This is a genomic window from Mycobacterium sp. NGS49 (assembly GCF_059812565.1).
The window spans coordinates 72595-85158 of sequence record NZ_JCALCX010000015.1; the positions used below are offsets into that span (position 1 = coordinate 72595).

Consider the following 12564-nt stretch of genomic DNA (forward strand, 5'->3'; position numbering starts at 1 on the left):
AACGGGTGAGGGGCCCCGATAGGGAGATCGACAGGGAGAGTTTGTGTCGCCGAGACGCTGGTTGCGCGCGGTCGCCGTGATAGGGGCGACCGCGATGCTGTTGGCGTCAAGTTGCACCTGGCAACTCAGCCTCTTCATCCCGGAGGGCGTGCCACCGCCCGCGGGGGATCCGGTGCCGCCGGTGGATACCCACGCCCTTGGCCGACCGGCCGACCAGTTGCGGGAGTGGGCGCAGCAGCGGGCCCCCGCGCTGGAGATGCCGGTCATCGCGCTGGAGGCCTATGCCTACGCCGCACGCGTTGCCGAGGTGGAGAACCCGAAGTGCCATATCGCCTGGACGACGCTGGCGGGCATCGGCCAGGTGGAGAGCCATAACGGCACTTATCGGGGCGCGACGATCGCCCCCAACGGCGACGTCCGGCCCCCGATTCGCGGGGTCCGTCTCGACGGTAGCGGTGACACCGTGCGCATCGTGGACAACGACGGCGGCCTGCTCGACGGTGACAACGGTGTGGAGCGCGCGATGGGCCCGATGCAGTTCATTTCCGAGACATGGCGGCTGTACGGCGTCGACGCCAACAACGACGGCACCGCCAGCCCGGACAACATCGACGACGCCGCACTCTCGGCCGCGGGCTATTTGTGTTGGCGCGGAAAGGATTTGTCGACGCCGCGCGGCTGGATCACGGCGCTGCGGGCTTACAACAACTCCGGGGTGTACGCGCGGGCGGTGCGGGACTGGGCGACCGCCTATGCGGCGGGTCATCCGCTGTAGAAAGATGGATCGCTGACCAAGGCTTTAGGCTGCTGCCGGGGCCTGAACGGAGCCAGAGCGCAAAGGAGAACCCTGTGCCGATTATCGAGCAGGTCGGAGCTCGCGAGATCCTTGATTCCCGCGGCAACCCGACCATCGAGGTCGAGGTCGCGCTGATCGATGGAACCTTCGCTCGCGCCGCGGTGCCTTCGGGCGCATCGACCGGCGAACACGAGGCGGTTGAACTGCGCGACGGCGGCGAGCGGTACGGCGGCAAAGGGGTGAAGAAGGCGGTTCAGGCCGTCCTCGACGAGATCGGGCCCGCAGTCATCGGGCTCAACGCCGACGACCAGCGATTGGTCGATCAGGCGCTGGTGGACCTCGACGGCACACCGGACAAGTCGCGACTGGGCGCCAACGCGATCCTGGGTGTGTCGCTGGCCGTTGCCAAGGCGGCCGCGGATTCGGCGGCGTTGCCGCTGTTTCGGTACCTCGGCGGACCGAACGCGCACATCCTGCCGGTACCGATGATGAACATCGTCAACGGCGGCGCGCATGCCGACACCGGTGTGGACGTCCAGGAGTTCATGGTGGCGCCGATCGGCGCGCCGAGTTTCAGCGAGTCGCTGCGCTGGGGCGCGGAGGTGTACCACGCGCTCAAGGCGGTCTTGAAGAAGGAAGGGCTATCGACCGGGCTGGGCGACGAGGGCGGCTTCGCCCCCGATGTGGCCGGCACCACCGCGGCTCTGGATCTGATCAGCCGGGCCGTCGAGTCGGCCGGTTTCAAGTTGGGTGTCGACGTCGCGCTGGCCCTCGACGTGGCAGCCACCGAGTTCTACACCGACGGCACCGGATACAGCTTCGAGGGCTCGACCCGCACCGCCGAGGAGATGACGGAGTTCTACGCCGGCCTGCTCGGCGCCTACCCGCTGGTGTCGATCGAAGACCCGCTGTCCGAAGACGACTGGGACGGCTGGGCCGCATTGACCGCCGCCATCGGCGATCGGGTACAGATCGTCGGCGACGACCTGTTCGTCACCAACCCCGAGCGGCTCGAGGAAGGCATCGAACGCGGCATCGCAAACGCCCTGCTGGTCAAGGTGAATCAGATCGGAACGTTGACCGAGACGCTCGACGCGGTCGCCCTGGCGCACCACAGCGGGTACCGCACGATGATGAGCCACCGCAGCGGCGAGACGGAGGACACCACCATCGCCGATCTGGCGGTCGCGGTCGGCTGCGGCCAGATCAAGACGGGTGCGCCCGCGCGAAGCGAGCGTGTCGCTAAGTACAACCAGCTGCTGCGGATCGAAGAGGCGCTGGGCGATGCGGCCCGCTACGCCGGCGACCTGGCGTTCCCACGCTTCGCGGTGGACCCGAAGTAGTTGTCCCCCAAGCCCGATCCGAAACGTCGGTCCCCGGCATCACGGCCGGGGAAGCCGGGCGACTCGTCTCGGGCGCGACGCTCCACTTCGTCCAAGCCCGTCGCAAAACCTGTTTCCAAGCCCGCACAGACGACGCCCGACGAAAGCCGGTCCACGGGCTCGTTGCAGGAGCATGTCGTCGACCCCATCAAGCGGTCGTTCACCGAATCCGTTGACCAACGGTCGGATCAGCGGCTGGGGTTCACCGCGCGGCGGGCCGCGATCCTGGCCGCGGTGGTTTGCGTGCTGACCCTGACCATCGCCGGGCCGGTGCGCACCTATTTCTCCCAGCGCACCGAGATGGCGCAACTGTCGGCGACCGAGGCAGCGCTGCGCGGCCAGATCGCCGAATTGGAGCAGCGGAAGGGCCAGCTGGCTGACCCGGCGTACATCGCCGCGCAGGCGCGTGAGCGCCTTGGTTTCGTCAAACCGGGGGATATTCCTTTCCAGGTCCAGTTGCCGCCCGGCGCGGCGGTCACCCCGCAGCCCGGAGCCGAGGTGGGCGCTGCTGCCAAGAACGAACCCTGGTACACCTCGCTCTGGCACACCATCGCCGACGCGCCGCACCTACCGCCCTCGGCCAGCCCTGCACCCGAGCAGCCGCCGCAAGGGACGTCGCCGCCCAACCCGACATCGCCCGGTGGTTGACCCTGCCGACCTGGAGGCGGTGGCGCGCCAGCTGGGCCGGGAGCCCCGCGGGGTGCTGGACGTCGCCTATCGATGCCTCAACGGGGAACCCGGGGTGGTGAAGACCGCGCCGAAACTGCCCGACGGCACTCCGTTTCCGACGCTGTACTACCTGACGCATCCGGTGCTCACCGTGGCCGCGAGCCGATTGGAGACAACGGGGCTGATGCGTGAGATGACCGAAAGGTTGGTCCGGGAGCCGGATTTGGCCACGGCCTACCGTCGCGCGCACGAGTCGTATCTGGCCGAGCGTGACGCCATCGAACCGCTGGGTACCACCTTCTCCGGGGGCGGCATGCCAGACCGGGTCAAGTGCCTGCACGTACTGATCGCGCACTCCTTGGCCAAGGGGCCCGGAGTAAATCCGCTCGGTGACGAGGCGCTGGCGCTGCTGGTCGCTGAGCCAGGTCCGGTAGCGGCTTTGGTTGGGAGGCAATGGCTTTGACTCGTCTCGCGGGTATAGACTGTGGTACCAACTCGATTCGGTTGCTGATCGCTGATATCGAGGGGGAGTGGCTGCGCGATGTGCATCGGGAGATGCGGATCGTACGGTTGGGTCAGGGTGTCGACGCAACCGGTGAGTTCGTGCCGGAGGCGATCGCCCGAACCCGGGCAGCCCTGGTCGACTACGCCGAACTGCTTGGGGTGCATGGTGTCTCGCGGGTACGGATGGTCGCCACGTCGGCGACCCGGGACGCGGCCAATCGCGACGTCTTCTTTGCGATGACGGCTGATGTGCTGGGAGCGGTGATCCCGGGATCGGTCGCCGAGGTGATTACCGGCGCTGAGGAGGCTTCGCTGTCCTTCCGCGGGGCCGTCGGCGAGCTGGACAATGCCGGAGCGCCTTTTGTGGTGGTCGACCTCGGCGGCGGGTCGACCGAGATCGTGCTCGGCAAGGCCGCGAACGAGGTCGTGGCCAGCTACTCGGCCGATATCGGTTGTGTCCGCTTGACCGAGCGATGTCTGCACTCCGACCCGCCCTCCTTGCATGAGGTTGCCGCGGCACGGGCAGTGGTGCGGGAACGCCTGGACGTCGCGCTGCGCGAGGTTCCGCTAGCGGGGGCCCGGACCTGGGTCGGATTGGCCGGAACAATGACCACCCTGTCGGCGCTGGCGCACGACATGTCGGCGTATGACGCCGCGGCAATTCACCTTTCGCGGGTGCCGCTGGATGACTTGATGGCGGTGTGTGAGCGGCTGATCCGCATGACCCGGGCCGAGCGGGCCGCACTGGGGCCGATGCATGAGGGCCGCGTCGACGTGATCGGTGGCGGTGCGATCGTGGTTCAGGAACTGGCGCGCGAACTGAGTTCGCAGGCCGGGATTTCGGAGTTGATCGTCAGTGAACACGACATCTTGGACGGGATCGTGTTGTCGATCGCGTGACCACATGGGCTCCGTCAGTGCCGCACCTGTCCTGCGCCCGGCCGACCGAGCGCCGAATCCACCATAGGGTGCTGGCCAGAGACTGGTGAAAGCTGTGACTCACGCCTCGAAGCGGTAACCCATACCTGATTCGGTCAGCAAATGCCGTGGGTGCGAAGGGTCGTCCTCGAGCTTGCGCCGCAGCTGCGCCAAATAGACGCGGAGATAATGGGTTTCGGTCGCATACCCGGGACCCCACACCTCCTTGAGCAGCTCCTCCCGGCCGACCAGCTTGCCGCGATTGCGGGCCAGTACCTCGAGCATGCCCCACTCGGTCGGCGTCAGATGCACTTCCGCCCCTTCCTTGATCACCTTCTTGGCCGCCAGATCGATGGTGAACGCATCGGTCTCGATCACCGGCTGGTCGATCTCGGAGGACGCCGTGTTGCGGCGCACTGCCGCCCGCAGCCGGGCCAGAAACTCTTCCATACCAAATGGTTTGGTCACATAGTCGTCGGCGCCGGCATCCAGGGCCTCCACCTTGTCCGACGAATCGCTGCGAGCCGACAACACGATCACCGGTGCGGACAGCCATCCGCGCAAACCCGCAAGTACGTCGATGCCGGAGATGTCGGGCAGGCCGAGGTCGAGTATCACCACGTCGGGGGGATGCTCGGCGGCCGCGCGCAACGCTCCCGCACCGGTCGAGGCGGTGACCACCTCGTACCCTCGCACGGTGAGGTTGATCTTCAGTGCTCGCAGGATGTGCGGTTCGTCGTCGATCACCAATACCCGGGTCATGAGTTCTCCTGCGGCGCAGCCAATTCCACCACCACCGTGAGCCCCTTGCCCGGTGTGTCAGCGGCCTGGATGGTGCCGCCCATAGCCTCGACGAAGCCTCGAGCCACCGACATCCCCAAGCCGACGCCAGTGGTGTTGTCGTGATCGCCGAGGCGCTGGAAGGCCTCGAAGAGCTGCTCCTCGGCTCCGTGTGGAATTCCCGGGCCCTCGTCGATGACGTTGATCAGCACCCGATTGCCGACCCGGCCCGCATTCACCCGGACCACCGACTCGGGCGCATAACGCAGCGCGTTGTCTATCAGGTTGGCCAGCACCCGTTCCAGCAGGCCGGCGTCGGCCATCACCACCGCGTCGCCGACATCGACCTTGACGCGGTCGATCGCGGACCGGTAGAACCCGGTGGCTCCGGTGCCGATACTGATCAGCGCGCGCTGTACCGCTTCCTCCAAGTACACCCGCTGCAACTGGGGGTGGACCACGCCCGCGGCCAGCCGCGACGAATCCAGCAGATTGCCCACCAAAGCCGTCAACGAGTCGATGGATTCCTCGATGGTGGCCAGCAGCTCGGCGGTGTCCTCCGGGGAGAAGGCGACGTCGCCGGCGCGCAGGCTCGACACCGCTACCTTGGCCGCCGCCAACGGAGTTCGCAGATCGTGGCTGACCGCCGAAAGCAACGACCGGCGCAGCTCGTCGGCCCGCACGATCGCCTCGGTGCGGCCGGCTTCTTCGGCCAGTTCGCCTTGCCTGATCAGACCCGCGGCCTGTGTCGCCACCGCGTGCAGCACGCGGCGGTCCCGGGCGGATAGCCGCCGTCCGCCCAACAACATCCAGAACTCGTCGTCACCCACCTCGATCGCGGTATCCGCGGAATCGACCGTGGTGCAAGCCTCTTTGCCCACCGACGCGACGACGTGGCTGCGGCTGCGCCCGTCGACGGTCTGCTCGCGCAACATGCTGACCGCACGCTGCGAGTATGTCTCGCGTACCCGCTCCAACAGGGTTTCCAGGTCGGCGCCGCGCAGCACCGATCCGGCGAACAGGGTCAACAGCTCGGCCTCCTGGGCTGCGCGCCGGGCTTCCCGTGAGCGCTTGGCCGCCCCGTCGACCAGCACCGCCACGGCTACCGCGATCATCAGCAACACCAGCTCGGTGACCGCGCTGTTGGGCTCGGCGATGGTGAAGCTGTGCCGCGGAGTGATCAGGAAGTAGTTGAGCAGCAGCCCGGACAGCACAGCCGAAAGCACCGCCGGTGCAACGCCTCCCAGCAGACCCACCAGCAACACTCCGACGAAGAACAGGGCGCTTTCGCCACCGTTGTCCAGGAACCGGTCCAGCCACCCCACCGTGGCCCCGCAGATCAGCGATGGCACGAGCACCGCGGCGAGCCACGACACAACGCGCCGCTCGCGACGCGATATCGATGCGGTGCGAATGCCGCGCTTGGATTCCTCGTGGGTGACCATGTGGACGTCGATCTTGCCGGAATGCTCCACGATGGCCAGACCGATGCCCTCGTCGAAGATCCGCGCCCAGCGCGGACGCCGTGAGGTGCCGATCACCAGCTGGGTCGCGTTCATCTCGCGGGCGAAATCCAGGAGCGCGCTGGGCACATCGTCACCGACAACCGTATGCAGCGAGGCATCGAGGCTGTTCGCCAGGTCGCGGATCTTGGCCATCCGGCTCTCCGACAGGCCTGCGAGTCCGTCACCGCGCACAACGTGAACGACCATCAGCTCGGCAGTGGATTTCGAGGCGATCCGAGACGCCCTGCGCACCAACGTCTCCGACTCGGGACCACCGGTAACGGCTACCACGACGCGTTCACGGGCCTCCCACATCGCGGTGATCTTGTTCTCCGCGCGGTACTTGGCCAGTGCCGTGTCCACCTGGTCGGCCAGCCAGAGCAATGCCAATTCCCTGAGCGCCGTGAGGTTTCCGCGTCGGAAGTAGTTGGACAGCGCCGCATCGATCCGTTCCGGTGCGTAGACGTTGCCATGGGATAGCCTGCGGCGCAGTGCTTCGGGGGTGATGTCGATGAGCTCGACCTGTGACGCCTGGCGGACGATCGAATCAGGTATCGTCTCCATCTGCTCGATGCCGGTGATCTGTGCGACGACGTCATTGAGGCTCTCCAGATGCTGAATGTTCACCGTGGAGATCACCGTGATGCCGGCATCGAGCAACTCCTCGACATCCTGCCAGCGCTTGGCGTTCTTGCTGCCCGGCGTGTTGGTGTGGGCGAGCTCGTCGACCAACACCACTTGCGGATGGCGTGCCAGCACCGCGGGAACGTCGAGTTCGGGGAAGGTGCCGCCGCGATACTCGATGAATCGTGGGGCAATGATCTCGATGCCGGCCAACAGGTCGGCCGTTCTCGCTCGGCCGTGGGTCTCGACCACGGCCGCCACGACATCGGTGCCGCGCTCCAAGCGCCGGTGCGCCTCGCCGAGCATCGCGTAGGTCTTGCCCACACCGGGTGCCGCGCCGAGGTAGATGCGCAACTCCCCGCGCTTGGTGCGGTAATCCGCAGGGTTGACGTCGGTCACGTCAACCATCATCCCTCCGTGGCCCTACCCGGTGACCGGGTAGCGGTGGTCGAGTTCCAGGTTGAGTTCCAGCACGTTGACGCACGGCTCACCGACGACGCCCAAAGCGCGATCGGTGCGATACTGCGCCAGCACGGCGCGAATCTGATCGGGGCCGACGCGCCGGACCCTGGCCACCCGCGCCACCTGGAGGTCGGCGTAGGCAACCGAAATGTGCGGGTCCAGCCCGCTGCCGCTGGCGGTCACGGCGTCGGCCGGAACGACCGGGACGGCCGGCGCCGCGCCGCGGATCGGCACGATCTGACCCATCGAGTAGTCCTCGCCTTCGGTGGCACACTCCACCCGAACTCCCTCGTAGCTGACCAGAAACGGCGTCGCCGTGGTCTGGCACGGCTCGTTGACGCTGATGACCCGGGTGGGGTGGACGACGGCGCCGCGGGCATCGCGCGGGCCGATCACAGACAGCACGGCGCCGACGCCGCCACCGGTGCAGAACGGGCGCAACCCGTCCTCTTGTCGCAGGCCTTCCAGTTTGGCCACGGCGACGCTGCGCGAACACACCTGATTCAGCAAGGCCATGCTTTCCGGGCCGAGGTTGCTCGCACCCGTCAAGAGCGGATCGTAATTGCCCGCCGAGGGACGGCTCTGGAAGTACTGCGGCAACGGATTGCCGCGTGAATCGGTGAACGTTTGACCGATAAGCCGGCTGCCGACCGGCCTGCCGTCGTTGGTGATGATCGATCCCTCGGCCTTGTCGCGCAGTCCCGGCAGCTGAGCGATCAGCCAGATCGCCAGTGGATAGGCCAATCCGGTGACTGCGGTGAGCACCAGCAGCGCGCGTAGCGCGGCCCAGTGGATGCGGAGAAAGTTGGAGAACTTCATGTCAGGACACCCCCGGGATGAATTGGACGATCAGGTCGATCAGCTTGATCCCGATGAAGGGAGCTACGATGCCGCCCAGTCCGTACCGATAGAGATTGCGGCTCAACAGTTTTGACGCGCTGCTGGGGGTATAGCGCACGCCCCGCAACGACAACGGGATCAGCAGGACGATAATGATCGCGTTGAAGATCACCGCGGACAGGATCGCCGACTCCGGGCTGTGCAAGCGCATGATGTTCAACAGGTCTAGCCCCGGAAACAGCGTCACGAACATCGCCGGAATGATGGCGAAGTACTTGGCGATGTCGTTGGCGATGGAGAAAGTGGTCAACGCGCCGCGGGTGATCAACAGCTGCTTGCCGATTTCGACGATCTCGATCAGCTTGGTGGGGTCGGAGTCGAGGTCGACCATGTTCCCGGCCTCTTTGGCGGCAGATGTGCCGGTGTTCATCGCCACACCTACGTCGGCCTGCGCCAGCGCCGGCGCGTCGTTGGTGCCGTCACCGGTCATCGCGACCAGTTTGCCGCCTGCCTGCTCGCGTTTGATCAACGCCAGCTTGTCCTCGGGCGTGGCTTCGGCAAGGAAGTCGTCGACACCGGCCTCGTCGGCGATCGCCTTGGCGGTCAACGGGTTGTCGCCGGTGATCATGACGGTCCGGATACCCATCCGGCGCATCTCGTCGAACCGCTCGCGCATGCCCTGCTTGACGACGTCCTTGAGGTGGATGACACCCAGGACGGCCGCCTCGCCGTTACGACACTCTCCGACGACCAGGGGCGTGCCGCCACCGGCGGAGACGCCGTCGACGATCACGCCGAGCTGGCCGGGCACCTTGCCGCCCTGTGCGCGCACCCATTCCGCGACCGAACTCGCCGCGCCCTTGCGCAACTGGTGGTCGTCGACGTCGACACCCGACATGCGCGTCGTGGCGGAGAAGGGCACCCACTGGGCGTGCGCGAGTTCGCCCGGCGTGCGTGCCCGCAACCCGAAATGTTCCTTGGCGAACACAACCACCGAGCGGCCCTCCGGTGTTTCGTCGGCGAGGCTGGACAACTGTGCGGCGTCGGCCAAGTCGGCAGCCGCGACTCCGTCGACCGGGATGAAGGCGGCGGCTTGCCGGTTGCCCAGGGTGATCGTGCCGGTCTTGTCCAGCAGCAGCGTGTTGACGTCGCCCGCGGCTTCGACCGCACGCCCGGACATCGCCAGCACGTTGCGCTGCACCAGCCGGTCCATGCCTGCGATCCCGATGGCCGACAGCAGCGCGCCGATGGTGGTGGGAATCAGGCATACCAGCAGCGACACCATCACGATGCCGGTCACACCACTTCCGTTGAGCGCCTGAGTATCCGGCACACCGGGATTGTTCAGCTTCGAGTAGATCGCCAGCGGCTGCAGGGTCGCGACAGCGAACACGAAGATGATCGTCAACGCGGCCAGCAGGATGTTCAGCGCGATCTCGTTGGGTGTCTTCTGCCGGTTTGCGCCCTCGACGAGCGCGATCATCCGGTCGATGAAGCTTTCGCCGGGCTTCTGGGTGATTCTCACAACGATCCGGTCGCTCAGCACGGTGGTGCCGCCGGTGACCGCAGAGCGGTCGCCACCCGACTCCCGGATCACCGGTGCCGACTCGCCGGTGATCGCCGACTCATCCACGGAGGCAATGCCTTCCACAACGTCACCGTCACCCGGTATCACCTGCCCGGCCTCGATCACCACAATGTCGCCCTGTTGCAGCAGCGGGGCGGCGACTTCTTCCTCGACGTGTGGCGCGCCGGGTGCCCAACTCTTGAGGCGCCGTGCCAGGGTCTGGGTCTTGGCCTTGCGCAGCGTTTCGGCCTGGGCCTTGCCGCGGCCTTCGGCCACCGCCTCGGCGAGGTTGGCGAACAGCACCGTCAGCCACAGCCAGACCACGATCAACCAGGCGAACCAGCTCGGGTCGGCGATCGCGAGTACGGTCGCCCAGATGGCGCCGATTTCGACGATGAACATCACCGGGTTGCGCCACAGCGTGCGCGGATCGAGTTTGGCCAGCGCCTGCGGAACCGACTTCCACAACATGCTCGGATCAAGCAAGCCACCTGCGAGCCGCTTACGAGTCGCGGTCATCAGTGAATTCCTTCGGCGAGTGGCCCAAGCGCGAGCATGGGCAGGAAAGAGAGTGCAACGAGGATCAGGGTGACACCGGCGACCATCCCGACGAACTGTGGCCGATGGGTGGGCAGGGTGCCCACCGATTCCGGCGTGCCGCCTTGTCTGGCCAGCGAGCCGGCCAGCGCCAGCACCAGGATGATGGGCAGGAACCTGCCAAAGACCATGGCGAGCCCCAAAGCGGTGTTGTACCAATCGGTATTGACGCTGAGCCCGGCGAAGGCAGAGCCGTTGTTGTTGGCCGCCGAGGTGAAGGCGTACAGCACCTCCGACAGCCCGTGCGGGCCGCTGTTGAGCATCCCGGCGCGCTCGCCCGGCAGCGCCATGGCGATCGCGGTGCCGGTCAGCACGATCAGCGGCGTCACCAGGAAATAGCTTGCGGCAAGCTTGATTTCGCGGGGATTGAGCTTCTTGCCCAGATATTCCGGGGTGCGCCCAACCATCAGCCCGGCGACGAAGACGGTGATCACCGCCAAGATCAGCATGCCGTAGAGTCCCGAGCCGGTACCGCCCGGCGCGACCTCGCCGAGCTGCATGTTGAACAACGTCATCATCCCGCCGAGGCTGGTGTAAGAGTCGTGGAACGAGTCGACGGCACCGGTGGAGGTCAGCGTGGTGGCATCGGCGAACACCGCCGAGTCAGCCACCCCGAAGCGCTGCTCGACACCTTCGGCCGACGCGCCGAGCGCAGTCGGCACGGTGCCGTGATGCTGCAGTTGGAACCACATCATCAACGACACGCTGATGCCGGCCAGCGTCGCCATGACCGCTGCGATCGCGTAGCCCTGCTTCTTGTTGCCCACCATGCGCCCGAACGTGCGGGGCAGCGAGAAGCTGATCACGGTCATCAGAAAGATCTCCAGCCAGTTGGTCCACCCGGTCGGGTTCTCGAACGGGTGCGCGGAGTTCGCGTTGTAGAACCCGCCGCCGTTGGTGCCCAGCTCTTTGATGACCTCTTGGCTGGCGACCGGGCCGCCGGTGATCGTTTGCTTGGCGCCGCCCAGCGTGGAGACCACCTGGTCGTGCAGGTGAAAGTTCTGGATCGCCCCGCCTGCCACGAGCACGACGGCCCCGGCGACCGCGATGGGCAACAGAATGCGCAACGTGCCGCGCACCAGATCCACCCAGAAGTTGCCCAGCTCGCCCGTCCGTTTCCGGGCGAAGCCGCGCACCAACGCGATGGCCACCGCCATGCCGACGGCCGCCGAGACGAAGTTCTGCACCGCCAGCCCGGCCATCTGCACCAGATGGCCCTGCGTGGTTTCGCCGGAGTAGGCCTGCCAGTTGGTGTTGGTGGTGAAGCTGACCGCGGTGTTCCACGCCAGCGCAGGCGTCATTTTCGTGGCCGGATCATGCAGATGCAACGGCAATTTGCCCTGCGCTAGCTGCAGCCCGAACAGCAACAGGATGCTGATCGAGGAGAACGCCAGGACGCTGCGCGCGTAGGCGCCCCACGTCTGTTCCGCCCGTGCGTCCACACCGATCAGGCGGTAGATGAGCGCCTCGACGCGCGAGTCTTTCTCGGTGGAGTAGACCCGGTACATATAGTCGCCCAAGGGGGCGTGCACCAGTACCAGTGCGGCCACCAGAGCCGCGAGGAATACGATCCCCGCCGCGGTCGTGCTCACTAGAACCTCTCCGGAAACAGCAGCGCGCCGACCAGGAACAACGCGATAAGGGCGGCCAGCACCAAGCCGACGATGTTTTGGCTCACAACCGCTCGACCAGCTTCTGCGTCAGGCCGAGCAGGGCGAACACCGCCACAGTCAGGGCGATGTATGCCAGCACGCTCATGGTGAACTCCGTTCGGGCATTCGTTTCGTCAAGAGCCCATCGAGGAGGCACAGCGCAGCCTCGGTGGACAAAGCCAGCTTGAAAACTAGGGCCGGCCCCGGCCGAACGGACCTACGGTTGACGGTTTCCTAACGCCACCGCCGGGCACCTTTACGGTTTCTT

General features: G+C 66.4%; 12 protein-coding genes. 5 read left to right on the forward strand and 7 right to left on the reverse strand.

The features are described from left to right. Positions 1-43: 43 nt before the first annotated feature. The 5 genes from AC5Y7D_RS17310 to AC5Y7D_RS17330 all read left to right on the forward strand — a co-directional run bounded on the left by AC5Y7D_RS17310 (position 44) and on the right by AC5Y7D_RS17330 (position 4251). Complete coding sequence (locus tag AC5Y7D_RS17310; protein WP_499926100.1) at positions 44-775, forward strand: lytic transglycosylase domain-containing protein; 732 nt, start codon at positions 44-46, stop codon at positions 773-775. A gap of 74 nt (positions 776-849) precedes the next feature. Beyond that, the gene (gene eno / locus AC5Y7D_RS17315) at positions 850-2139 is read left to right on the forward strand and encodes a phosphopyruvate hydratase (RefSeq protein WP_499926101.1); all 1290 of its coding nucleotides are present in this window, start codon (positions 850-852) and stop codon (positions 2137-2139) included. After that, positions 2140-2826 carry an FtsB family cell division protein gene (locus tag AC5Y7D_RS17320; RefSeq protein WP_499926103.1) on the forward strand — a complete coding sequence of 229 codons (687 nt, stop codon included), beginning with the start codon at positions 2140-2142 and terminating at the stop codon, positions 2824-2826. It abuts the gene before it with no gap. Further along, positions 2819-3310: a DUF501 domain-containing protein gene (locus AC5Y7D_RS17325; protein WP_499926105.1), complete on the forward strand. Its 492-nt coding sequence runs from the start codon at positions 2819-2821 to the stop codon at positions 3308-3310. The genes AC5Y7D_RS17320 and AC5Y7D_RS17325 overlap by 8 nt, the downstream gene beginning before the upstream one ends. After that, positions 3301-4251, forward strand: a complete 951-nt coding sequence (locus AC5Y7D_RS17330) for a Ppx/GppA phosphatase family protein (protein WP_499926106.1) — start codon at positions 3301-3303, stop codon at positions 4249-4251. The genes AC5Y7D_RS17325 and AC5Y7D_RS17330 overlap by 10 nt, the downstream gene beginning before the upstream one ends. Positions 4252-4350: 99 nt before the next feature. Here AC5Y7D_RS17330 and AC5Y7D_RS17335 read toward each other — a convergent pair whose 3' ends face one another. From AC5Y7D_RS17335 to AC5Y7D_RS17365, 7 genes are read right to left on the reverse strand one after another with little or no spacing between them, the layout of a single operon-like run. Continuing rightward, a complete protein-coding gene (locus AC5Y7D_RS17335) occupies positions 4351-5031 on the reverse strand; it encodes a response regulator (RefSeq protein WP_499926107.1) in 681 nt (226 codons plus the stop codon). Beyond that, a complete protein-coding gene (locus AC5Y7D_RS17340; protein ID WP_499926109.1) occupies positions 5028-7589 on the reverse strand; it encodes a DUF4118 domain-containing protein in 2562 nt (853 codons plus the stop codon). The genes AC5Y7D_RS17335 and AC5Y7D_RS17340 overlap by 4 nt, the downstream gene beginning before the upstream one ends. Positions 7590-7601: 12 nt before the next feature. Then, positions 7602-8459 (reverse strand): potassium-transporting ATPase subunit C, encoded by an 858-nt coding sequence (locus AC5Y7D_RS17345; RefSeq protein ID WP_499926111.1) that lies wholly within the window; start codon positions 8457-8459, stop codon positions 7602-7604. 1 nt (position 8460) lies between these two features. Beyond that, complete coding sequence (gene kdpB, locus AC5Y7D_RS17350) at positions 8461-10566, reverse strand: potassium-transporting ATPase subunit KdpB (protein ID WP_499926113.1); 2106 nt, start codon at positions 10564-10566, stop codon at positions 8461-8463. Then, positions 10566-12236, reverse strand: coding sequence for a potassium-transporting ATPase subunit KdpA (gene kdpA / locus AC5Y7D_RS17355; RefSeq protein WP_499926115.1), 1671 nt, complete (start codon positions 12234-12236; stop codon positions 10566-10568). Before kdpA ends, kdpB begins: the two co-directional genes overlap by 1 nt. Next, the gene (locus AC5Y7D_RS17360) at positions 12236-12322 is read right to left on the reverse strand and encodes a potassium-transporting ATPase subunit F (RefSeq protein WP_499926284.1); all 87 of its coding nucleotides are present in this window, start codon (positions 12320-12322) and stop codon (positions 12236-12238) included. The genes kdpA and AC5Y7D_RS17360 overlap by 1 nt, the downstream gene beginning before the upstream one ends. Beyond that, on the reverse strand, positions 12319-12453 hold the full coding sequence (locus tag AC5Y7D_RS17365) for a hypothetical protein (RefSeq protein ID WP_499926117.1): 135 nt from the start codon (positions 12451-12453) through the stop codon (positions 12319-12321). Before AC5Y7D_RS17365 ends, AC5Y7D_RS17360 begins: the two co-directional genes overlap by 4 nt. Between the last annotated feature and the right edge of the window lie 111 nt (positions 12454-12564).

Coding starts and splice junctions, on each gene's coding strand:
- AC5Y7D_RS17330 (WP_499926106.1), top strand. CDS start 3,301: ATGGCTTTGACTCGTCTCGCGGGTATAGACTGTGGTACCAACTCGATT.
- AC5Y7D_RS17335 (WP_499926107.1), bottom strand. CDS start 5,031: ATGACCCGGGTATTGGTGATCGACGACGAACCGCACATCCTGCGAGCA.
- kdpB (WP_499926113.1), bottom strand. CDS start 10,566: ATGACCGCGACTCGTAAGCGGCTCGCAGGTGGCTTGCTTGATCCGAGC.
- AC5Y7D_RS17340 (WP_499926109.1), bottom strand. CDS start 7,589: ATGATGGTTGACGTGACCGACGTCAACCCTGCGGATTACCGCACCAAG.
- AC5Y7D_RS17345 (WP_499926111.1), bottom strand. CDS start 8,459: ATGAAGTTCTCCAACTTTCTCCGCATCCACTGGGCCGCGCTACGCGCG.